Source organism: Williamsia sp. D3 (assembly GCF_000506245.1).
Classification (GTDB): Bacteria; Actinomycetota; Actinomycetes; order Mycobacteriales; family Mycobacteriaceae; genus Williamsia; species Williamsia muralis.
Genome location: NZ_AYTE01000033.1, coordinates 18,396 through 39,941, shown reverse-complemented (window position 1 = coordinate 39,941; position 21,546 = coordinate 18,396). Strand labels below are relative to the sequence as shown.

At 65.1% G+C, this 21,546-nt stretch carries 24 protein-coding genes; 13 read left to right on the top strand and 11 right to left on the bottom strand.

The annotated features are described in order from the left end of the window. Positions 1 to 163: 163 nt before the first annotated feature. The 9 genes from W823_RS51270 to W823_RS56840 all read left to right on the top strand — a co-directional run bounded on the left by W823_RS51270 (position 164) and on the right by W823_RS56840 (position 8,711). Positions 164 to 1,687, top strand: a complete 1,524-nt coding sequence (locus W823_RS51270) for a hypothetical protein (protein WP_152538154.1) — start codon at positions 164 to 166, stop codon at positions 1,685 to 1,687. Further along, positions 1,684 to 1,812 carry a hypothetical protein gene (locus tag W823_RS59365; RefSeq protein ID WP_023961530.1) on the top strand — a complete coding sequence of 43 codons (129 nt, stop codon included), beginning with the start codon at positions 1,684 to 1,686 and terminating at the stop codon, positions 1,810 to 1,812. Before W823_RS51270 ends, W823_RS59365 begins: the two co-directional genes overlap by 4 nt. 17 nt (positions 1,813 to 1,829) lie before the next feature. Further along, positions 1,830 to 3,509 (top strand): hypothetical protein, encoded by a 1,680-nt coding sequence (locus W823_RS51265; protein ID WP_023961528.1) that lies wholly within the window; start codon positions 1,830 to 1,832, stop codon positions 3,507 to 3,509. A gap of 30 nt (positions 3,510 to 3,539) precedes the next feature. Next, positions 3,540 to 3,929, top strand: a complete 390-nt coding sequence (locus W823_RS51260) for a hypothetical protein (RefSeq protein WP_023961526.1) — start codon at positions 3,540 to 3,542, stop codon at positions 3,927 to 3,929. A 48-nt stretch (positions 3,930 to 3,977) separates the two neighbouring features. Then, complete coding sequence (locus W823_RS51255; protein ID WP_023961524.1) at positions 3,978 to 4,640, top strand: hypothetical protein; 663 nt, start codon at positions 3,978 to 3,980, stop codon at positions 4,638 to 4,640. Beyond that, positions 4,637 to 4,951, top strand: coding sequence for a hypothetical protein (locus W823_RS51250; RefSeq protein ID WP_023961522.1), 315 nt, complete (start codon positions 4,637 to 4,639; stop codon positions 4,949 to 4,951). Before W823_RS51255 ends, W823_RS51250 begins: the two co-directional genes overlap by 4 nt. Beyond that, entirely contained in the window at positions 4,948 to 6,768 is a 1,821-nt protein-coding gene (locus W823_RS51245) for a type IV secretory system conjugative DNA transfer family protein (RefSeq protein WP_023961520.1), read from the top strand. The genes W823_RS51250 and W823_RS51245 overlap by 4 nt, the downstream gene beginning before the upstream one ends. Before the next feature lie 38 nt (positions 6,769 to 6,806). Further along, the gene (locus tag W823_RS56845; protein WP_023961518.1) at positions 6,807 to 7,346 is read left to right on the top strand and encodes a hypothetical protein; all 540 of its coding nucleotides are present in this window, start codon (positions 6,807 to 6,809) and stop codon (positions 7,344 to 7,346) included. A 750-nt stretch (positions 7,347 to 8,096) separates the two neighbouring features. Then, positions 8,097 to 8,711, top strand: coding sequence for a hypothetical protein (locus W823_RS56840; RefSeq protein ID WP_161634038.1), 615 nt, complete (start codon positions 8,097 to 8,099; stop codon positions 8,709 to 8,711). Positions 8,712 to 8,825: 114 nt separating this feature from the next. Here the strand turns inward: W823_RS56840 and mobF are convergent, their stop codons facing one another. Continuing rightward, positions 8,826 to 13,301 (bottom strand): MobF family relaxase, encoded by a 4,476-nt coding sequence (gene mobF / locus W823_RS51235; protein ID WP_023961512.1) that lies wholly within the window; start codon positions 13,299 to 13,301, stop codon positions 8,826 to 8,828. Between the two features lie 433 nt (positions 13,302 to 13,734). Between mobF and W823_RS56835 the strand changes: the two genes are divergently transcribed. Beyond that, positions 13,735 to 14,190: a hypothetical protein gene (locus W823_RS56835; RefSeq protein WP_023961510.1), complete on the top strand. Its 456-nt coding sequence runs from the start codon at positions 13,735 to 13,737 to the stop codon at positions 14,188 to 14,190. A 64-nt stretch (positions 14,191 to 14,254) separates the two neighbouring features. Next, complete coding sequence (locus W823_RS51230; RefSeq protein WP_023961508.1) at positions 14,255 to 14,767, top strand: HNH endonuclease; 513 nt, start codon at positions 14,255 to 14,257, stop codon at positions 14,765 to 14,767. 31 nt (positions 14,768 to 14,798) lie between these two features. Here the strand turns inward: W823_RS51230 and W823_RS51225 are convergent, their stop codons facing one another. The 5 genes from W823_RS51225 to W823_RS51200 all read right to left on the bottom strand — a co-directional run bounded on the left by W823_RS51225 (position 14,799) and on the right by W823_RS51200 (position 18,318). Then, positions 14,799 to 15,950 (bottom strand): hypothetical protein, encoded by a 1,152-nt coding sequence (locus W823_RS51225; RefSeq protein WP_023961506.1) that lies wholly within the window; start codon positions 15,948 to 15,950, stop codon positions 14,799 to 14,801. Positions 15,951 to 15,989: 39 nt separating this feature from the next. Beyond that, a complete protein-coding gene (locus tag W823_RS51220) occupies positions 15,990 to 16,295 on the bottom strand; it encodes a hypothetical protein (RefSeq protein WP_023961505.1) in 306 nt (101 codons plus the stop codon). A 69-nt stretch (positions 16,296 to 16,364) separates the two neighbouring features. Next, positions 16,365 to 16,940 carry a thermonuclease family protein gene (locus W823_RS51215; RefSeq protein WP_023961503.1) on the bottom strand — a complete coding sequence of 192 codons (576 nt, stop codon included), beginning with the start codon at positions 16,938 to 16,940 and terminating at the stop codon, positions 16,365 to 16,367. A 48-nt stretch (positions 16,941 to 16,988) separates the two neighbouring features. Beyond that, entirely contained in the window at positions 16,989 to 18,056 is a 1,068-nt protein-coding gene (locus tag W823_RS56830) for a Fic family protein (protein WP_051406667.1), read from the bottom strand. 31 nt (positions 18,057 to 18,087) lie between these two features. Beyond that, on the bottom strand, positions 18,088 to 18,318 hold the full coding sequence (locus W823_RS51200; protein WP_031333106.1) for a hypothetical protein: 231 nt from the start codon (positions 18,316 to 18,318) through the stop codon (positions 18,088 to 18,090). A 43-nt stretch (positions 18,319 to 18,361) separates the two neighbouring features. Between W823_RS51200 and W823_RS51195 the strand changes: the two genes are divergently transcribed. Beyond that, positions 18,362 to 18,751 (top strand): hypothetical protein, encoded by a 390-nt coding sequence (locus W823_RS51195; RefSeq protein WP_152538151.1) that lies wholly within the window; start codon positions 18,362 to 18,364, stop codon positions 18,749 to 18,751. Between the two features lie 220 nt (positions 18,752 to 18,971). Here W823_RS51195 and W823_RS51190 read toward each other — a convergent pair whose 3' ends face one another. From W823_RS51190 to nrdH, 5 genes are read right to left on the bottom strand one after another with little or no spacing between them, the layout of a single operon-like run. Further along, positions 18,972 to 19,181: a hypothetical protein gene (locus tag W823_RS51190; RefSeq protein WP_023961495.1), complete on the bottom strand. Its 210-nt coding sequence runs from the start codon at positions 19,179 to 19,181 to the stop codon at positions 18,972 to 18,974. After that, the gene (locus W823_RS51185) at positions 19,178 to 19,807 is read right to left on the bottom strand and encodes a DnaB-like helicase N-terminal domain-containing protein (RefSeq protein WP_023961493.1); all 630 of its coding nucleotides are present in this window, start codon (positions 19,805 to 19,807) and stop codon (positions 19,178 to 19,180) included. The genes W823_RS51190 and W823_RS51185 overlap by 4 nt, the downstream gene beginning before the upstream one ends. A 40-nt stretch (positions 19,808 to 19,847) precedes the next feature. Further along, positions 19,848 to 20,117, bottom strand: coding sequence for a hypothetical protein (locus W823_RS51180; RefSeq protein WP_031333101.1), 270 nt, complete (start codon positions 20,115 to 20,117; stop codon positions 19,848 to 19,850). A gap of 28 nt (positions 20,118 to 20,145) precedes the next feature. Further along, the gene (locus W823_RS51175) at positions 20,146 to 20,424 is read right to left on the bottom strand and encodes a hypothetical protein (protein ID WP_023961489.1); all 279 of its coding nucleotides are present in this window, start codon (positions 20,422 to 20,424) and stop codon (positions 20,146 to 20,148) included. Positions 20,425 to 20,440: 16 nt separating this feature from the next. Further along, positions 20,441 to 20,686: a glutaredoxin-like protein NrdH gene (nrdH, locus tag W823_RS51170; protein WP_023961487.1), complete on the bottom strand. Its 246-nt coding sequence runs from the start codon at positions 20,684 to 20,686 to the stop codon at positions 20,441 to 20,443. A 521-nt stretch (positions 20,687 to 21,207) separates the two neighbouring features. Here nrdH and W823_RS51165 point away from each other — a divergent pair. Beyond that, entirely contained in the window at positions 21,208 to 21,504 is a 297-nt protein-coding gene (locus W823_RS51165) for a hypothetical protein (protein WP_152538150.1), read from the top strand. The last annotated feature ends 42 nt before the right edge of the window (positions 21,505 to 21,546 follow it).

The following is a 21,546-nucleotide window of genomic DNA, read 5'->3' as shown; positions in this document are numbered from 1 at the left end:
GCGTGTCGATGACCGGCCACGCCGCGAGCGCCGGAGTCTCGGGCGGTGCCCGGGCCGCAGCGATCAACGCCGCCAGCCGCACCCACGGCGTCGCCGCTGACTCCGCGCCCACCCCCGACAACACCTGACCAGCCATGCCTGACCAGAAAGGACAACGACCGCGATGACAGTCCCCATGCACGAAGAGGTTCGGACTTCGGTCCTCGGCGGCGAGGTCGCCTCACGTGGCCTTCCGGCCGCCCAGCTGATCTTGTGCACGATCGGGGCGCTGAGCGGGCTCATGGTCATGATCATGATGCCTGGCCTGATCGGGTTGGGACTGTGCGCGGTCATCATTGTGGCCACGGCCGGGTCGACATTGAAGTTGATCGGCGACGAATCGCTGGCCGGGATTGCTGCGCACCGGTGCTCGACGTGGTGGCGGCGGCGCGATGGCCGCCACATTTGGCTCACTCCCGGCGACCCCGCTCTGGGTATCGCCCCTGACCCTGATTACGGCGACCCGCAGGTTGATCCGGGGTGGACGTTCCCGCCGGCGCTGGGGGCGTGCGAGCCTATCGACCTGACCGGCACGGGTCTGGATGATCTGTTCATCTTGTGGCACCACAACCCGGGGGAGCGGCCCTACTTCCAGCTGATCATGTCGGTCCAGGGTCAGGCCGAAGGGCTGCGGTCGAACGAGCGGTGGGCGCAAAACCAGGCGGCCTACAGCGAATCTGTCCTCAACGCCGCGGCCCGCGACACCGTGTTCACCCGCAGTTTGCAGCTGGTGCTGCGGGTGGTGCCGGCCGACCTGGACCCGCACGAGCAGTGGGTGCAGAAGAAGATCGAACAGCTCCGTGAAACCTCACCGGAGAGGGTCGAGTTACTGACTCCGGCGATCGTGTCCTACGGGCATCTGATCGACGACGCCCGGCCGTACTCGGAAGAGCCGTATTCGTATCTGTCGATCGCGGTCCCGGAGAACGGGCGGTTGATGCGGGAGGCCGCGCGGATCGCCCGCAGTAAGAACGCGACCCCTGAAGGTGGCGTGGCACAGGTGATCCGCGACGAAGCCGCCCGGATTCAACGGGCGCTGCAGTCGGCCGGGTTCGGCCGGGTCGACGTGCTCGGCGAACAACGAGCGTGTGCGGTGATGCGGGCCATGATGAACCCCTCGTTCGCCCTGGACCGCCACCAAGGCGCGAGCTGGCGGAACTGGATCCCCTCGTTCTTCGGTGGCCACGACTCGGTGCTGGTGCGCGCCTCCACCGACCCCGACCGCCGCGACGAGTATTGGCACACCCGCGTCGGGGTGATACCGCCGAGCAAGATCCCGCCGGTACAGCTGGGGCCGGCATGGCTGACCCCGTTGCTCTCGCGCGTCGAGCCCGATCCCGGTGACCCCGGCGATGATCTGCCCCCGGCGCCGACCATGCGCACGATCACCGTCCGCATGGATCTGGTGCCGCCCGGATCGCCCGTCAGGCCACCAAACGACATGCCACCAACGACGCGGCCAAAGCCATTGAGCTGCAACAAAAAGGGCAGATCAGTGACGGCTCGGAAGAAGTGCTGTCCTCGTCGTCGGCGCGGCGCCGCGAAGACCTCAAAGCCGGCACCGGCTACCACGGGGTCATCTGGTCTATGGCGGTCGCGGTCACCGGCCGCGACGCCGATGACCTGGACCGGGCGTGTGACCGGGTGACCGCCGCCGCCGGCGATTCAGCGATCCCGGAAATCCGTTGGTGCACCGACGATCACGACATCGCCCAGTTCTGGACCCTGCCCCTCGGGCGTGGTCTGGCCCGTACCAAGTTCACCCGCAACTAGCCCCCAAGGTCGCACTGATGAGTACACGAACCGGCGCCCACGCCTACCCCGACGAGCCCTACTATTCCGACGAAGACGTCGAGCGTTCGCGCAGCCAGGCCATTCGCGGCTGGATGCGCTGGGTGATGGGTAAAGCCGACGAGCCGGTGTACCTCGATGACGACGGTATGGAGCACTACGACGCCGACCTGGCCGATGTGCAGCTGCTCAGAGAACAAGCCCGCCACGGTAATGGGGGCGGCGGCCTCGACGAATGGGGCGCTTACGCCCCGATGATGGAGCGGCGTGATCCGCCGCTGCGTAAACGTTGGCTTGATCGGGCGGGCTGGTACGAACGCCGCCCCGCCGGCGGCTGGACCACCACCCGCCAGGCCGAAGCGCTCAACCTGTTCACCACCCGCCGCGCCATTGCCCACTCCGGCCTGATCACCGGCCAGAACCTGATGGGCCAATCGGTTGTGCGCCTGGACCCGTTCGAGCTGTACAAAGAAGGCGTCATCGACGGGGTGAACACCTGCAACATCGGCGATGTCGGGACCGGCAAGTCCTCGGACATGAAAACCAGTGTGTTTCGGCAACTTATCCTCAACCGGCAAGTAGTCGTCTTCGACAAAAAACGCCAAGGCGGGCGGGGTGAGTACGGGTCGATCGCCGATGCCTTGGGCGCACCGTCGATCGAGTTCCTCCTCGACGGGGCCGGGGTGAGCCTGAACCTGCTCGACCCGGCCATCTCCACCGACGGCCGCCACAAGGGCGGTGTGGCCGGCGTCGTCCCGGCCGGCCAGCAAGCCCTGCTGCTCGCGGTCCTCAAAGACGCGATGGAACAACCCATCACCCCGAAAATGCGGGCCGCGGTGCGCCGCGCCCTGGCGATCGTGAACGAACGCGCCAAAGCCGCCAACCGAGAGCCGCTGCTGGTCGAGGTCGCCGGCCAACTCCTCGATCCCGACCCCGGCATGTCGACTGCGGCCTACGACGCGGTCCGCAACGGCGCCGAACTGTCACCGGAAATCTTGGACAACCTTGGCGACGGCGGCTACTTCGGCTCCCGCTGGGCCTCCCGCTCGCTCGAATGGGGCGTGGACGCCGGGCTGACCCTGCTCGAGCTCATCGACGGCGAGCTCCGCGGACTTGTCGACCGGCCCACCAGCCAAGCAGTCCACGACGCTCTCGAGCACCCGTTCGTGCACTTCGACATCTCCGGCCTGCCTGAGCAGGGCAAAGCCGTCCAGGTCGTGATGACCACCGCGCAAACGTGGTTGTCGAACCGGCTTGCTGCCCGCTCACAGAACCGCACCCAAACCGTCGAGGTGTTCGAGGAAGGCTGGTCACTCGGTGACGGCTCCACCGGCGACACCGCCCGCGCCAACATGAAACTTTCGCGCGGGCTGGGTCTGTCGACGTCGAGTGCGTTTCACCACCTGTCCGATCACCCCGCCGACTCTCCGTCACGGGCCCTGATGCAGGAAGCCGACATCGTCAAGCTCTACAAACAGGGCCGCGCCGATGACGCCGAAGCGGTGTGCGACATGTACCACCTGCCCCCGGAAACCCGCGACGTCCTCATGCAACTCGGCCGCGGCCAGTGCCTGGTCGTGATGAAAAACCGCGACCCGATCCTCATGCAACACATGCGGTCCTCCGACGAAATCGCCCTCACCAACACCAACGACGTCCTCGAAGGCACCACACCCTAAAACCCCTGCACCGCAGCGAAAGGACGATCCATGGCCACGATGCTCACGGCTGTACCGACCATGATGGACGGGATTGATCGGTTCACCGTCCGCTCCTCAATGAAGCCACCCCGGCGCTACACCGCGATCGTCCATGGGTTCCTCGCCCCGGCGACGGCAGCCGATATCGGGTCGACTGAACGCGAGTGCACGGCCTTGATCGGTGACTACCTGCACGCGGTGCCGACCGTGGAGGTCATTCCCACCCGCCGCGCCGGGGAGGTCTTCGTGGCGATCGAGGTGATCACTGCTGAATCTGAGCGACGCGTGCGGCGGGCCCTGGATGCCGCCTGTGATCACGTCGTCGCCCACAGCTCCCGACTCGGGCTGACGTACGCCGCACGCACCGACCCACTAACCGACGCTGCCGGACGCGACTGACCTGCCCTGCCCTGCCCCAATCATCCACCACGACAAGGAGAACGACCGATGAGCACCAAAGCTGACTGGACCACCGCTGAAACGGCTGTGCGCGAGAACGCCGACGAGCTGCGCACCCTCGACACCCACACCGCCCTGTACGGGTGGGCCAAAACCCACAAACTCGACACCCGCACCTTGTGGCCGAAAGTGAAAACCGAGATGCGTAAACAACTCGGCATCGACTACAACGAGATCCGAGACCGGGTGGTGGCCGAACGCGCCGCCCAGGTCGTCGAATCCGCGCACGAGGCACCAATGATCGAGTTGTGGTCAGCCGGCGACGCCGAAGTCAGCACCTACGCGGTGTGCAACGCCGACGGCACCGAAGCCTGGTACGGCGAGTTCCATTCCAACGACAACATTTACGACCGGGGCGACGATCTGTCCGCGGAACTGTCGGCGGCGGAGAAGGCGGTGTTCCTGGCCGGCAAAGCCCGTGAACACCAAGGGTTGGAGGTCGTGCGGCTGCTGCTGCACACCTGCCACCCTGACATCGATGCTGATTCGGTGGCCGCGTCCGCCGCCCGCCACCAAGTCGCGATCACCGTCGATGTCGCCGAGCAAAACCCGGCCGTGCCGCAGTGCCGGGTGCCCGGCTATCAGAGCTGGCACGAAGTGCGCCTGGACACCCTGTTCGTCGTCGACGACAGCGAAACGGCCGCGTCATGACCGACACCGTCGATCCTCGCCGGATCGCGCTGCGTGCGGAAATCTCCCAACTGTTCGGGCGGGCCGATGCCCCCGGCATCGACGCGACCGAAGCGCGAACCCGGATCGCGGCCGCAGCTGCGCTGACCGCCGTCCTGGCCAGTAGCGAGCCCGACCACTTCACCACGACGATCCTCGCGGCCGCCGACACCGACTCTGACCGCACCGTGGCCGCTCACCTGCGTGAGGTAGCCGCGAACCTGCCCACTGCACGCCCGGTACCTGTACCCGCCGGCCAGCTGACCACAACCCAGACAGGGGCCCGATCGTGAGCGCCATCGGAGGACGACCCGCACCCGCACCGCCCCGCACACCGCTGATCGCGTGGTGGGTGTTCCCGCTGTGTTTGCTGGTGTTCGTGGCCACGGCGACCGTTCCCTTCGGCGGGGCCATGTCGGGCCTGCTATCCGGTCACGGCTTCGCCTGGCCAGCAGGACCATTCGGCGTGGGCGGATACAAAGCCATACTCACCTCACCCGGCGACCCGGCCGCGCGGTGGCCCTCACAGCCCGTGCCCGGCGGACCGGTCCTGACCTGGATCTGCATGGCCATCGGCCTCATCATTTCCGGCGCCTGCGCGGGAATCGCCGAATCGATCGCCCAGAACCGGGCCCACCGCAATAAGGCAAAGACATCGGGCTTGGGCGATGACCGGGAGCTGCTGCGGTTGCAAATGAATGAGAAGGGCGCGACCGAGCGTGCACGGAACGACTTCCGGTCGCTGCAAGACCGGCCTCTGCGGTCCATTGACAGCCAAGCTGCTGCGATCAGGCTCGGATCGAACGTGCTGACCGGGACTCCGATCTATCTGCAACACCGCGACTGCGTCCTGTGTGAGGCACCCACCGGTGCCGGCAAGACCTCCCGTGTGGCAATTCAACGGTGTTGGGACGCCCCAGGATTCCTGCTCGCCACCACCACCAAACGTGACCTGATCGCCTCAACCTGGCGGTACCGGTCGGCGCTGGGTCAGGCAGAGATCTTCGACCCCGAAGGGCTCATCGGCCATCCCGACCCGCTGCGCTGGTCGTTGCTGGCCGGCTGCGACGACGAGGAGACAGCTGCCCGACGCGCCGAGGCCTGGGTCAAAGCAGTGCCGATGGGCGACACCAAGGACTCCTCCTTCTGGGAAGGCAAAGCGAAAACCCTGATGCGTTGCTACCTGCACGCTGCCGCACACCGCGAAAAGGGCTTGGCCGCAGTGTGTTCGTGGGTCACCAACCGGCGAGCAAGCGAGCCCCTGGAAATCCTGGACTCGGTCAATCCAGCATGGGCGGCCGAGATCCGGCAAATCGTCGAAGCACAATCAGATTCCAGCGACGACATGTTCCACGCGGTGGCCACCCTGGTCGAACCCCTGTCGAATCCGCGACTGCTGGCGGCCGTCGACACCCCCGCTGACGAATCCGTGGACCTCGAACAGTTGGTACTGGGTGGGCCCAACACGCTGTACCTGGTGTCCAAGGGGACCAGCGGTTCGGTCGCCCCGATCGTGGCCGTCTTCGCCGCCGAGGTCTACCACATCCTCGACCGGGCATCGCTGCGCACACGCAGCGAGCGACTCGACCCACCAGCTCGCCTCGTGCTCGACGAAGTCAACACCGTCGCACCCATCCCCGGGCTGCCGAACATGATGAACGACACCGGCGGTCGCGGTATCAGCATCTGGGCGTTCGCCCACAACAAGGCCCAGAACATCCAACGGTGGGGCAACGCAGAAGGCGAACTATTCACCGATTCAGCACCCGTTCGGCTGATCCTGCCGGGCCTGTCCGGCGACCGTGAACTGGCTGAGCTCTCCCGTCTGTGCGGAACCATCGACGAGTACGAACCCATCACCGACCCCACCCACACACCCCGCCTACGAACCCGCAACGTCATGGAACCCAGCGACATCCGCCAGATGCCCACCGATCATGCGTTGCTCGTCGCTCGCGGCGCTGCACCGTTCGTTGTGCATCTGCCGACCGTGTGGGAAAACAAGCCATGGCGCAAAGAAGTCGATGCTTCTAAAGCCCTGTTCGACAAAGTCGCACCGCTGCTCGGCAGTGACGGAGACGGCGACACCGACGTGCGAGTGTGGGCGTGACCGTCCAGGTCCGTTGGGGGCCGCTAACTTGGCGGCACTTGGACGCCGACCAGGCCGGCGACCTCTGGGACGAGCTGGTCGACTGGGTGGAATGGCTACGCCGCCGTTACGGCCTGAGCCATTCAAAACTCCCCGGGTGCTGGCCCAACCACCCTGTGGCAGTGGAAGAACTCACTGCCCTGATGGGCTCCTACACCGCCGCCTACCAAGCACTATCGACCAAAGATGGTGTCGTGGTTCGCTACCACGACACGATGATCGTCTGGCATCGACTTGAGCTGTGGTCCTGCCTGTCGCGGCTCAAAGAGCACGCCTCATTCGGCGACTGCAACTCCAAAGACTGCAACTGGTACGAACGCGAGCTCAAACCCCTGCACCCCTCAACACGGACAACAATCAACGCCGACATCCAAGCCCGCAGAGCGGTATCCGCGCAGCACCACACGATGACCGAGCGAGCTATGGCAGAACTCGTCGCCTCAGGCGATGCGATCTCGGCCGACGACGGATCAATCCACTATCGAGACGGTCGCTGGGTCTACAACGACGCCACCCGCGAGTTCGACTGCGCCTCATAGGCGCCCCACATACCCGGTGGTCGGCACGAAAGTACCGGCCACCGAAACAGGTGAAGGTCCGGTCGCTCAGATACGGTGCTGTTATTCCCGGCCAGGAACAGCACGCGCAACTGAGCGCCGGGCCTTCATCGCGACGTGAGCACCGGGGCTACGAGCAGACACCAAATTCTCGCGCGCCGAACTCCGTAGTCGACCGGTTTTCGGACAAGAAACCTGAAGCTCTTTTATCGTTCCAGCGGTGTGCGCTGACGTAACGTTTTTCAGTAAGGACAAAGGGGCACAGGCAGCCTGGTCGTGCCCATGACGGGGGAGATGATTCGTGGTGTACGCATGATACGAATTGCCGTATTCGAACAACGCTGTTGCCGTCATTGGTGCGTTCTCCACTCGGAGTTATGACGACTGGCCGATTGGAGTTCACCGGCTGAGTATCGGTGTGCAGCTGGACCCGGACTTTGTGCTGGGGTACCGGGCCAATCCGGACGACCCGAGATGGGCCGGCGCCTACCCGCCGCACGACCCAGAACTGACTTTCCTGCTGCCCTACACAGCTCGAAGGATGGCCATTGAAGTCGAGACCCACCAAGCGAGCCGCCTCTGGGCAACCTGGAGCAGTGGGATCACATAGAGCAAGGAGGCAGCGAGTTCGGGCTGATGCCGACCCGCATTGAGCCGCTCGCTAGAAGCTCAAGAGCAGACCATGATCGTGTGTTCGGCCCAGTTCTGGACTCAATCCCGGACGGATGGAACATGATCCGCGTATCAAGTCGCGATCTGCGCCCAGACACCGACGAGACGGTGGTCCGGCTCGACATCTGGCCCATCGCCGGATCGGCCGGCCACACAATCATCCGAGACGCGTCTCGCCATGCTCCGCCACCGCCCATAACCGCCCCGCCGCATCGCGCGGGGGAGTTGCCGCGCATGTCTACCGCGAGCGTGGGGTCCGATGAACTCAAGAACGAGTCGGTACTCATTCGCGTCGATTACGACGACTTCGAGGCATGGAATGACGTGTGCAGGGCGGCGATCGCACCTGAGCCGAACGAAGGGTTCAGGGCCGACCTCATCGCGGTCGATAACCCTGCCTACCTCAACAATTCGGTAGAGGAGCTTCTCGAACGGATCGGTGAGCCGCCACCGTTTTACGTTTTCGTGGCCGACCGAGTGACCCTGACCCATCCCGAGCACCCGATCTTGGCCATCAACATCGGCGGCACCACATACCCCGACGAGCACGGGCAGACCCTGCGAGTACTCCCGTCAGCGATGTCGTGGATCGAGAACAACCTGGCACTAGGCAACGCAGACTTCGCAGACTTCGTTCGATCCGCGGGCCCCGACGGGATCTACCGCGGCGAGTAGGGAAAGGCCCGTGTGGAGACGAATCGCCGCAACCCCACCGGTGATGACACGCCGCGTCGAGTCGCTCGCCGTCGAGATCTGAATTCAACCGATCCCGCGACGCCGCTCCAGCTTCTACAGCCTTCGGTTGTGGGTGTTTTCGCGGCTGGTGTGGTCACCGGTGTCGCGGGTGGGCCCACGGTAAATCCGTGGGTCGTGCTCGAGTTCGGCAGCGGCCGCGCCCTCGTGTTCGGCGTGGTGTGCGCGCCGTAGTTCCTCAAGGTCGCGTTGCAGGTCCCGGTGGGCCTGCTGGTGAAGGTAGTTGGCGTCAACGGGTTTGGGGCCGATGGGGTCGACGTCGGAGGTGATGTCGTGGTCGGTGCGCCACGCTTGGATCTGTCCGGCGAGGTGTTCCCATCGATGCTGGGCGGTCTGGTCGGTGGGGTAGTCGCCGAGCGTTTCGGTCCATAGGGGTCGGTCGATGGCCAGTTGTGACCCGGCGGCGGCGATGGTTTCGGCGAGGTGGCGGTGGTGGGCGACGGCGTGTTCGTTGCCCTCGGCCAGCGGAGGGGCGGGCAGCCAGGACGGTACGCGCGGATCGGCTGCTAGTGCGGCAACAGGGTGGTCTTCACGCCATGCGGTGAGCAGTTTTTCGGGGTCGACGTCGCCGGCTGCGGTCCGCGCACGTGTGCTGCGGACTTGCAGTTGGCCCGCCAGCTGCATCGCGGTTTCACCGGAGAGTCGTTCTCGCGCAGCGATGTCGTCGATGAGTGTGCCGAGCGTCGGGTGTCCGCTGCGGATGGCGATGCCGGCACTTTCGAGGCGTTCCACTTCGACCTGGTGGGCGTCGATCCAGCGGTTCCGCGCGATGTTGAGTGCGTTGGGTAGGTGGGTGTCGAGGTGCTCGGTGATGGCGGCCGCCGAGATCTCTTGGTCGGCAAGCTGGAGGTCACGCACCGCCGCTGCGGTGACCAGGTCGGGGGCGTATCCGGCGCGGTCTGCTGCACCCAAGCGTGCGATGAGGCGGCGGGTCGCTGGGTCGTTGCGTACGTGGTCGCGGTCCTCAGCCGGGAGCACGGACAGTGCTGTATCGAGTCGTGCAGAGTCGATCTGAGCGACCGCTGCCCGATAATCGGCGAGCGCGGATGCCAGGGGATCGGTCTGCCGTTCGAGGGCTTCTTGGTGGGTGTTCGCGGCGATCTGGCACCAGTCGGCCAGCTCGGCGTCGGTGCCGGGATGGCGGGGCGGCAGGGGAGCCAGTCGGTTCGGATCATCGTCGACCGGACGTGGTGTGCGGGTCTGCTGTTCGGCGATGCGGTGGGCGATCAGTGCGGCCGGGTCGTGCGCGTCGGCCAGTGAGGTGTGGTCGCCCAGGGCGGCCGCGAGCACGTGCACCGGGTGTCCGCCGGCGTCGTGTTCGGCGATCAACAGTTCCCGCAGACGGTGGTAACTGTCGAGGTGTGCCTCACGCATGGTCAGATGAATCGTCTCGGGCAGAGCTTGATCCAGCACCCGGTTGAGGTACTCATCGCGCAGGATTCGTTGGCCTGCGTGGTAGTGCACCGAGAGGCGTTCGGGGTCGTATGCGGCAGCGAGAGCAGCGCGTAGTTCCTCGGTGGCGGTGCGGTGTCCGTTGTCGCGGGAGACTGAGACCCGCAGCAGTTCGACGGCGGTGGGGGCGCGTTGTACGCCGTCGACGTGGACCTTTTCCACGTCGATGGGCAGCTCTTGATCCAGCGGCACGTAGGCATGGTTTTGGGAGCGGCCGCGGGTCAATCCGACGTAGAGGCCGGCGCGGTCGGCGGTGACCGAGTGCAGCATGCGGGTCACGTCGACGGTCAATCCTTGGGCGCGGTGGATCGTCATCGCGTAGCCCAGTTCGGTGTGTTTCGCGACGTAGTCGGCGGTCAGCCGGACGGTGCCTTTGTGGTCGCGGTGGCGCACCGTAAGTGTCTTGTCGCGGTGCACTTTCACGACCGTCCACACATCACCGTTTCGCACATAGGCGCCGCGGCGCGTTCCTCCTTTGGTGCGGCCATCGGGTCCGCGGTCGTTGGATCGGGTGACGACTTGATCGCCGACGCCGGCCATGTGCTGATCGGACAGACCCGCCAGACGGCCGGTGCGGGCAACACCTTCGGCGCGGCGAATCGACTGGATCGCTGAGTTGAGCTCGCGCACATCATTGACTGTGGAGGCCAACACGATGCTGTTGCGGCCGGCGCCCAGGTCAGCGATATGGTCGGCCACCAGCTGGGTTTTCAGCTCGGCCAGGGTGCCGTCATGCACCCACCCGCGACGGGCGTACAGGTCGATCGCGGCAGGGTCGCCTTTGCGCAATCCCATCGAGTTCTTCGCTTGCACGTGGTCGTCGCCGAACCGCACGACTTCGTCGAGTTCAGGTGCGTAGGTCTGGTCGGCGAGCGACCGCAGCAGGCCACCGGACTCAACTGCGTCGAGCTGAGCCGGATCACCCAACGCCCGGATGATCGCGCCGCGTTCACGAGCCAGGGCGAGCAACGCATCCCAGTCGGCGGTGGACATCATCGATGCTTCGTCGACGAGCATGACTGTTCCCTGGCGCACGGGCAGGCGGTCGTCGAAGACGCCTTTGTGTGTTCCGCCCCACGTGATTCCGCGCCACGCATAGGTAAACGAGGCGACCGTTCGGCCTTCCACACCGATCTCTTCGGCCAGGTTCTCGGCCGCGACCGCGGACGGTGCGAGGGCGATGACGTTGTGTCCGGCCGCTTCCCACGCTTTGGTTGCGGCGGACATGGCGGTGGTTTTGCCGGCACCAGCGGGGCCTACGCCGACGGCGAGGAGGGCGCCGGAGCCAGTGAAATGGTCGACCAGGGCGCGTTGGCCGGGGTTGAGTTCGCGGCCGTTCTCGGCCTGCAACTGCTGGCAGATGTGCTCGACGTGGGCGCGGGTCAGGACGTGCCCGGTGGGGGTGTTCGCCGCGGCGTGCACGCGGTCTTCGGCGGCCAGGATGGCGGTGGTGGTGAGCAGAGTTTCGTCGTGGCGCACCAGTTGCGATTCGCCGTTGGCGCGTTGCAATGCCGCTGGGGTGGGGGCGAACTCGGGGGTGGCCAATGCGATCACACCCGCTCGGGCGTGGTCTATGACAGCGTCGATCGCAGCTCGGCGTTGGTGTGGAGCATCGAACGCGACGGCCGCCAAGTGTGCTTCGGCAGCCCCGCGCAGGGAGTGCATCGTCCAGGACGAGCGCCGCTCGGACAGGTGCTCAAGGACCTGCTGTGCTTCGGTCTCGACGCCGAGAAAGTCGCGGTCGGCGGCGTTCTCACGCTGCAGGATTCGGTCCATCATCCGATTGAGTTTGCGTTCGGATCCCAGGACGGTCAGGGCGCGATCACGCCACCCCTCACGCAGCTCAGCGAGGGACTTGCCGGCCTGTTTGCCTTCGCGGGTGTCGAGGTTGGCTTGCTGCATGAGCCGGTACATGCTGCGTTTGGGTGGCATGTATCCGTGCTCGTCGCGGTAGGTGCGCAGCAGCTCGTCGTAGCGGGCCTCGATGGCGGTGCGGCGGCCGGAGAACTCTTCACGCAGCTCGGGCAGCACCCCGGCGATCTCGATGACGGCCTGGCGGCCCTCGCCCATCTGGCGGACCTCACGGCCCACACCGAGCTCGCGGCAGACCAGGTCCATCACTGCGCCGTTGTAGCGCTGCGAGTGCGCCACAGCGGCCTTGTGCAGGGCTTTGGAGTCGATGGATCGCCACACACCGTCGGTGCCCTGGACCTTCTGGGACACCGCGGCGTGGGTGTGAAAGTTCGGATCCCCGGCCCGGGAATCGTAGTGATCGAACTGGGCCACGATCAGCCCTTTGGTGTCGACTTGCAGCCCACCGCTGGCACCGGAGCGGGTGAAGATCGCTTCCTGCTGCAGGTGCGTGAGGGCGTCGTTGACCGCCTCGTGGTGGCAGCGTTCGATGGTGCGGCGCGTGTGCTCATCACCCAATGCCCACAGCGTGGACACCGATTTGGGGGGAGTGAACACCAGGTCGAACCCGGCAACTGGTTGGCGCACTTTGCCTTTCTCGAAGGCAATCCACGACGACAGTTCCCGCTCGGTCAGCGGGGCCCGGCCCTTGTCGGCGGTGAACAGTCGGCGGCCGTGGTCGCGTTCGATGTCGCGGACCTCGGCCACTTTCGGGCGGCGGTGGTGGGTGGCCACGAACGATTCGATGCTCGCTTCGGTGGCTTTCACCAACTCGATGTCGTTGTTGTAGTGCGGGAACTTGCGGCCCAACCGGGCGGTCTTGATCGCCGCCGCCGGCTTCATACCCTCGCCGACCATCGTGTCGATCAGAGCATCAGCGTTGGGGTGCAACGCTTCTCCGAACAGCGCTTTCATCTGCTCTTCGCGGACCGTGCCGTTGACCGCCAAAGCGTCATGTCCGACCCCGCCGGCCAGGCGCTGGTCCTCGAGCGCGAGAAGCCCATCGCCCCACCACAACCCCGGGGGAGTGCCATGGGCGGTGTAGTAATCGGCCATCTCCTGGCCCCGCTCGCGCTCGCGATCCTGACTGGCCACCTGGTCGGTCAGATAGCTGTAGCCGTCACCGGCATGCAGCACGTGCAGGGTCATCACCACCGCACCATAACCCGGCCACGGCCGTGGTGGAAGAAGCGCGCCGCCCCCGAAGTCAGAAGATCTGCCAGAGGTGTGTCAGAACTAATCACTCACAGCAAAGCTGTGGGATCAAACAAGCAGGTCATGACCGAAGGGCATGGCGAAAGGCGACGATGGTTCGAAGAACCGAGATCAAAAATCGGGCACAGAGCAGACAGCGGAGACAGACAGGGCGAAAAGACGGTGCAAGGCCCCCCGGGGCCGGCACACCGGCGATTCGACCACCAGGCGACAACGGTCTGCCAGAACCCCCCAACGGCCGCGTCAGCGGGTAATGTTGGGGCTGCATTCAACTGGCGTCGAGTGCTGCAAGAAGTTTCGTATGCACGTACGGGGCTTACACAGGTTCAGATGAGGGAGGGCCCTCGTGGCTACCACCGAAAAAAGAATGTCCGCACGCGATCTCGCACGGAAGAAGGTCGCCGCGCAACGCGAAGCGCAGCGACTGCGCGACCAGGCCAACGAAACCGATCTGGCCACTGTCCTCAAAGCGGCCGAAGCGGTACCGGCTGCAGAAACGGTCCGCGACAAGGCGATCGCTGCGGCCAAGACCAAGTGCCAGAGCAAAGTCGACGAGGCACACACTCGGATGGGCGCCGCGCTGGCAGCGATGCGGGATCGCGGTGAAACGATCGCCGCGCTCGCCGAGCTCTCCGACCTGCCCGACACCGAAGTGCGTCGGCTGATCAGGCTTCACGAATCCAAAGCCACCGCAGACAGCGAGACCGCTGCGCCAAGCGCCGAGCACAGTGGCACCGACGGTGCACCACACCTGCCGGCGCCGGCGGCCGGGGGAGACGGCGGCAGTCAGCCGGTCCAGTCGCCGGCAGAACTCGCGTCGTAGTCCTGGGGTAGACCACACCCATGGACATCACCACCGCGCTTGCTCTTTCGGTCGAGGCCGGGTCGTGACCAGCCACCGGCTGGTTGTCGACCCGGTCGGTCACGCCGGCGAGATCCGGCGGTTCAACCGGTACGTCATCGCCGGCCCCAACCCGCACGACTGTGCGGTGTTCGTCGGCGCGATCGGCGACGACGGCTACGGCCGGTTCTGGCTCGGCCGACCCGGTGGTCCGAAAGTTGTCCGCGCTCAACGATTCGCCGTCGCCGCCGTCCACGGCGTGATGCCGGCCGGGTTGGTCGCCATGCACGAATGCGACAACCCACTCTGTGTGCGCGTGGGCGCCCGTCACGTCGTGATCGGTAGCCAGTCCGACAACCTCACCGACATGGGCCGCAAACACCGCGGCGGCGGCAGCGGATGGGGCCGCGGCGCCAGCGGTCTAGATCGCCAAGCCCGACGAGCCCGCGCCCACGCCGTACGCGCCGCACTCACCGGCGGATGGGACCGCACCGCGGTCTCAGAAGCGTTAGGTGCTGGGATGCCCGGACAGGAACCGTTGTTCGCGTTAGGAACCTAGGGTCCTAACGCTTCTCGCGCTCCACACGCAATTACTTTTCGGCCGATCCGATCTTCAGTTGCTCGATCACGGTCGCGGCGATGGAGAGAACTGACGCATCGTCAATCTTGTTGGACCGTTCGATCTCTGGTGCGCCAAAGACTCGCACTCCCACGTCGTGCAGGATCTCGGCCTTCTGCTCGGCGTTGAGTTGTTCGACAAATCCTCCGACGGAGCGCAACTGAACCGCGGTTGCCTGTGCCCACCACCAGCTGCGTCGGTGGTGCGCCGACAAACTAGCGGCGTAGGCGGCGAGCACCGCGAAGGGAAGTGTGAGCGAAAGGTGCAGGAGTTGTTCAACCCAGGTGTCAGCGCGCAGGAACCATAGGGTGCCGCCCGCCACGGCGGCCGTTGCTGCCAACGCCCCGGGAACGACACCCGACCAAAATCGCGAGACTCGTCGTTCCGACTTCGCCAAATCGGTGAAATAGGTGGAGATCGATGCAGTGCCAGCAACCCCGGCGGCTTGCGCCGCAAGCTGCGCGGAACGTTGCGCGCTTTCGACTGCGTCTCCGGCGTCGCTCGCTGCTTGGGCACGTACCACTCGTGCGCGATAGTCCGCCAGCAACCGCCCAAGCTGGCTGGTCCACAAATCGCCCGCAGCATCCATGCTCGCGGAGTCATCCCATTGGACTGCAAGATTGATATTCCGCCACAGGCTGGTCGAGTTGAGACCGGTACCCGCGACGCGGCCAAGCCACGCGTCGAAGAACCTGGTGATGTATTCGGGCCATCCCTCGATCTTTGCCGTTGCTAGATCGTGTAGCAGGTTAGTGAGGAACCCGGTCAGCTCATCGACGGCGACCGGACTTACAAACTCGACCAAGTATCGCTCTGTCGCACTGGGGCGGTCTGAAGCCAATCCCGCTGAACCACCAATCGGAAAGGGGGTCTCATAGAGGACGCGTCGTATCTCGCCACAAACCCATCCAAGTATGTCGATGAGGTGCGAGTCGATGCGGGCAGCGATATTGCGTGCCTCTTTGGAAGGGGGGTGCTTCACGTCGTCGACCGCGTCGACGATTGCCTGAAGTGCTTCGTTGGCGCGAAGCCACGTATTGAGAACCGCGTCTCGGTCAGCACTTTCGAGGATCGTGGAACCTGATTGCCAGGTGGGCTGTGACGCTATCGGCTGGCTCATCATGATGCCAACCGTAACTGCCATGGGCGACGCAGCCGGTGATTACCGGGTGGGGATGGGTGCCAGGAGCGAGAGAATGGGTAGCCGCCACACCACGAGCGCGAGGTGTGAGCGCCACAGTCGGTGTTTGAGGGCGTAGAGCCAGTGGCCGGCGAGCCAGAGGGCCAGGCCGATGCCGGCTTCGATGGGGTAGCGGGTGTTGGCGAGGTCGCCGCCGTGGATGAACATTCCGCCGATGCCGTCGATGAACAGGATGATGCCGACCAGGCGGGCCAGGCCAGAGCCGATGCCCCACAGCAGGATGGCAACGAGCAGCACACCGGTTGCGATGAACACGAGCGAAGCCATGTCGGTCACCTTCTGTGAGTTGGGGCCTGTGTGGGTGGAGTGTCGTAGGGGTCTGACAGTGGGCAGGGGTTAGCTGTCGGTCGGGCAGTGGCCCCACAGTCCGTGACGGTCGCGTTGAGCGTCACTCTGGGCGGCGCGGAAGGCATTCCGGTAGCGGTAGCGGGTGCGGTCGTAGGTGTATTCACGGGCAGCTCCGGCTTCGATGAGCGCCAGGTTGAACAACCGCTGATCTTGGACGGTCCACACGTACGCCAGCTGGCGGTCGTAGCGGTCGGTGTCGCCGACGGTCTGGTCGTGTTCGAGTCGCACCGCGCGGCCGGTGAGGATCGTGCTGGTGTAGTCGCTCGCTTGTGGCCCGAAGCATTCAATGGGGGCGTTGGGTTTGACGGTTTCGGGGGTGTCCACGCCGATGAGCCGGACGGTGGACGTGGCGCCGGCGCGATCGGTGACCTCGATGGTGTCGCCGTCGACGACACGGCTGACTGTCACCTCGGGCCCGGCGGTGTCGGGGATCTGCCCGCGCATCACATCGACGGCCGTGTCAGTCACGGGCGCGGCGTCCTCGTCGGCAACTGAGGCGCACCCTCCGAGAAGGGTGGCGCCGAGTGTCGCGGCGGCGATGAGTGCTCGGTAGCGAGAGGTCATGTGCGAACTGGTCCTGTGTTCGGTGGGTGGCTGGGTCTGCTTGCGCGTTCAGGCGTGCGGCAATCGGGCGTCCGCACGCCGCACGTATTCGTCGCCGTCGATGTCGCCGCGTTCCAGCGCGGTCAGGTCAGCGATGTCGGCGCGGCCTGGTGTCCAGCCGTCGAGGACGTGGCTGGCAATGTTGTTGTGCACGTTCCATTTCTGCTCGATGGTCAGGCCGGCGAATAGGTCGGGGTAGCGGACGGCGTAGCTGGGTTCGGTGTCCACCTGGGATCTCCTTCCTTCGCGGCCTGGCGTGCGTGCTCCGGTGGTTAGCGTTCGATGCCGTGGTGGTGTCCGGGACGTTCGGGGCCGTTGTCGCGGTAGTGGTGTGGGGTGTCGGGGAGCTGGTTGTAGTGGACCGGCTCGGGATGTTGTTGGTAGGCGATGGGTTCGGGGCGTTGGTCGTAGCTCAGCTCGTGCTGGTGCTGGTGCTCGTGCGCAGGGCTGGTGGTTTCGGCGGCGGGTGTGGGGGTGGGCCGTTCGATGGTGATGAACTCGAGCACCGGGGTCAGGGCGGCGGGCCGGGTGGTGAAGTCGCCCGGCCTCGGGGCGGCTCATCCCGGAGCGCATGTTCCACACGTAGGGGTCGATGGCTGTGAAGTTGTAGTCGTAGGCGGATTGTTCGGCGATCTGGGCCATGAACAGTTTCGCGGCGCGGCCGTTGCCTTCACGGAACGGGTGGGCGTGATTGATCAGGGTGTAGATGACCGCTGATTGGTCGGCGAACTCGCCGCGGTCCACTGTCGCCCACGAGGTTTCGGCGGCGGTGGTGGCGGCCGCGGCAAGGTAGTGGTCGATGTCGTGGCGGTGCGCGAACGGTTTGCCGTCTTTGCTCATGTTCACTTCGCGGTACTGCCCGGCCCACTCGTACACGTCTTGGAACAGGTAGCCGTGCAGCGCTCGCAGGTGTTCGGCGTCGAACGTGCGCTGAATTTGGGCGGTGCCGTTGCGGACCAGTTCTTCTCGGGCGGCGGTCCAGATGTATTCCTCGCCGGAGAGGTCGTGTTGGTTGTGGTGGCCAAGTTTGTTGGCCAGCACTGTGGTTCCTGGCCAGTAGTAGTCGTCCCAGTCCATCGACTCGACGTTCCCCCCGCGTGTCGGTTGTTTAGGACGATGGGCGTTTGGCGGCCAGGCCGGCGCGGCCGCGACGCACGTACTCCTCGAGGGTGATGTCGCCGCGTGTGAGGGCGATCAGGTCAGCGACGTTGTCGCGGGTGGGTTCCCACCCTTCCATCTCGTTGTTGGCGATCGTGTTGTGCACGGACCACTTTTGCTCGATCGTCAGCTCGGCGAACAGGTCGGGGTAGCGCACTGCCCATTCGGGTTCCTGTGTCATGACGGTCATCGTATTTCTCCCTCGCTTGTTCTGGTGGTGGTCTGTGTCAGCGTTCGATGCCGCGGTGGTGGCCGGGGTGTTCGGGGCCGTTGTCGCGGTGTGGGGTGTCGGGGAGCTGGTTGTAGTGCACTGGTTCGGGGTGTTGCTCGTAGTGCTGCGGGGCAGGGCGCTGATCGGCGCCCAGGTGCTGTTGCTCGGTCAGGTGCTGGTTGCCGGCCAGTTGCAAGGCGGGGTCGGGGTGCGCGGTGTGGGGGTGGGTGTACTCGCGCAGCTGGGTACGGAGCTCGACGACGTCGTTGTAGGCCTGGCGTTCAGAGTCCGAGGCGCAGGCCTGTGCCCGGTTCGCGGCCACGGCGAGATCTCGGGCAATGCCAAGGTGCTGCCGACGCTGGGTTCAGCGTGGATGCGGTGGCCGTCGACGAGTCGGTCGTAGTGGTCCATTGCCCATCCTGCCGACCCCAGATCGCGCCACAGGTTTGATGATTCGACGTGCCAGGTGCGGGTGTCGGTGTAGGGCTCGTCGATGGCGCGTTCGGGCAGGGTGACGAAGGCGGCTGTCACGGCGTAGCCGCGGTCGCTGCGCTGCAGGGACACATCAGCGATGTGGGTGTGGTCGGGAACGTGGTAGTAGCTCATCGAGAGGTCCTTTCGGGTCAGAACAGGGTGTGTTGGGCCTGGGCGGCGGCAGTGTCGGTGAGCCGTTCGTAGGCGGCGGCCATGCGCTGCACGGCGGCGTGGGGTTCTTCGAGCTCGTCGGCGATTTGTTCCCAGCTCATGCCTTCGTCGTAGTGCATGTGCCAGGCCATCTTGTGCAGATCCTCGGCCCGCAACACCGGACCCCCGCTCACGTAGTCGGTGCTCATGCGGTGCCCTGGTGCAGGCGGGCGAGCTGGTCGCGTTTGGTCAACCACAGTTCTTCGGCCCGCTGCTGGTGGCCGGTGAGGCTTTCCCAATGGCCGGCGAGCTCCTCGACGCTGACGGTCTCGCGGATCTGGGACATGCGGGCCAGCAGGCCGGCGTAGCCGCGGCGGTACCACTGATCGATCACTTTGGCGGCCAGGTGCGGCAGCTCCACACCACCGATCAGCGGTCCCTGAGCGGGGGACAGGATCGCGAACAAGTGCTGCTCGACGCGGGCCAGGCGGCCCGTCTCGAACAGCCGAGCTTGGACCAGGACCGGGGTGGCCGGTCCGCCCTCGTCCAGGACACTGCTCACCGCGTCGAAGATCTCGGTGTGTGCCGGGCTCCAGAACGGATTCCACCGGTCGGGTCCGGTCATGATCTGACGGACCTGCTGGGCAAGGTCATTCGGTGCCCACATCAGTGCAGTCAGGAACGCGGCCTCGACGCTGGTGGTGATGGCGTCCTCGGTGCTGACGTCCGGGCCCAGGTGGCTGGGGAACTGATCGACGGTGAGGGCTTCGTCGTCTGGGGTGAGCGCGCCGGCCGACTCGATATCGGTGGCCATGTCGCTTGCTGTGATGGTCATCGGGTCCTCGTTTCCGTCGCTCGTGGGCGTTCGGCCTGGGTCAGTCGGTGGCATAAGACAAGTCCGCGTACACACACCCCGGCCCGTGCGGATCACTGAGGTGCTCGTGGCATTCGCGGCAGCAGTCCTGGTCGTCGTAACGCAACGCTTCGTGCGCGGCGGACCATGGCCGCAGCTGGTGTGCCTGCTCGGCGCGCTGCGCCAGCTCCTCGAGACGGGCGGTGTCCTCGAGGTCGCCGGCGCCGCGCCGGGCCTCGGCTTGTTGCCGGTAGTGCTGTGCTCGGTCGGCGTAGCTGGTCGCTGCGGTCATGGTGTCGGTCTCCAATCGAAAAGACTGCTCAGGGAAGGGAAGTGATGATGCGGTAGGCGGCTCGGATTTTGCGCGCCGCGTCGTCGATGAATCGCTCTGCATCTTCGCTGCCAATGTCGTTGGTGTACTCGATGTCGTACAGGTGGCCCTCACCCAGCAACACGGTCAACCGCTCAGCGTGGTCGAGGTGTTCTTCCGCCGCGCGTAGGGCCGTCGCCAACTCGACACGGGTGGACGCGATGTACTGCTTGCGCCGCTCCTCGGTCTCATCCCTCTCCTGTGCGAACTCGGCAGTGTCAGCGCCCATTTGCTTCCCCTTCTCTTCATGCCGCCACGTGAGCAGCGAGTGCTTTGATGCGGTCGGGCCGGAAGCCGGACCAGTGGTCATCGCCGGCCACCACGACGGGTGCTTGCAGGTAGCCCAGTCCCATCACGTAGTCGCGGGCCTGGTCGTTGGTGGTGATGTCGACGACGGTGTAGTCCAGGCCGTTCTTGGCGAGGGCTTTATAGGTGGCGTTGCACTGCACGCATGCGGGCTTGGTGTACACGGTGATGGTGTGCTCAGTCATTGTTTTGGCCTCTCGATTAGTTACGTGCGACTGGTTGCGTTGATACGTCTATTCTATTTCCTATTGCGTTGATTCGCAACACTTTCCGTGAATTGGTGTGCATTCTTTCGGTCATTCATTTTTGGGCATTTCCTGATATTAGCGCCGCCCTGTCGGGGTGGATTCGAGTCAAGTTGTGCAGGAGAGAAAGGGCCGCGATATAAGCGGATCGGCGCGCCAGCGGCGGGTAGCGCGTGGGTCTTTGTCGACGGAGCTGCTTGACGCGGGGCCAGCCCGATCCAGTCAGAATCGGCGCATCAGGGGATGACCGGCCAGGTGAGACAAACACGCAGCACACACCGCACGTATGGGTTAGGGTGAGACGTCGGATTGGCGTCGGACACCTTGTCAGAACTCGCTCGCATGCATGTGTGCGCGAGTGGTTTTGTGGTGCGTGTTGTGCGCGCCCCCTGCGTGCTGACCCTTTCTGTCCATTCTGCTCAAACCTGAGCGTGAATGTCCGCATATAAAGGGGGTTCATTGTGACATTTGCAAAAAGAATTGGTGTGGGTCTCGGCGGAATTGTGGCCGCTGTTGCTGTGTCGTTGGCGGGGGTGCCGGCCGCCGGTGCTGACACCATTAACGTGGTGCAAAAGACTCGGTATTGGTGGGACAATGCAACGTATTACGAATACGGGCCGTTCCGTGATGCGAATCATTGCATTGGTTTCGCTAAATCGAATCCGCAGCTGTCGGAATTGTTCATGGTCAATGAAGCGGTGTGCAGTGCCGACAGCGGTTCGCCGTGGCACTTGAACGCGCCGATCAACATCCTGTAGCCGACGCGCCGTTGGTGGCCCCACCCTTGCGGGTGGGGCCTG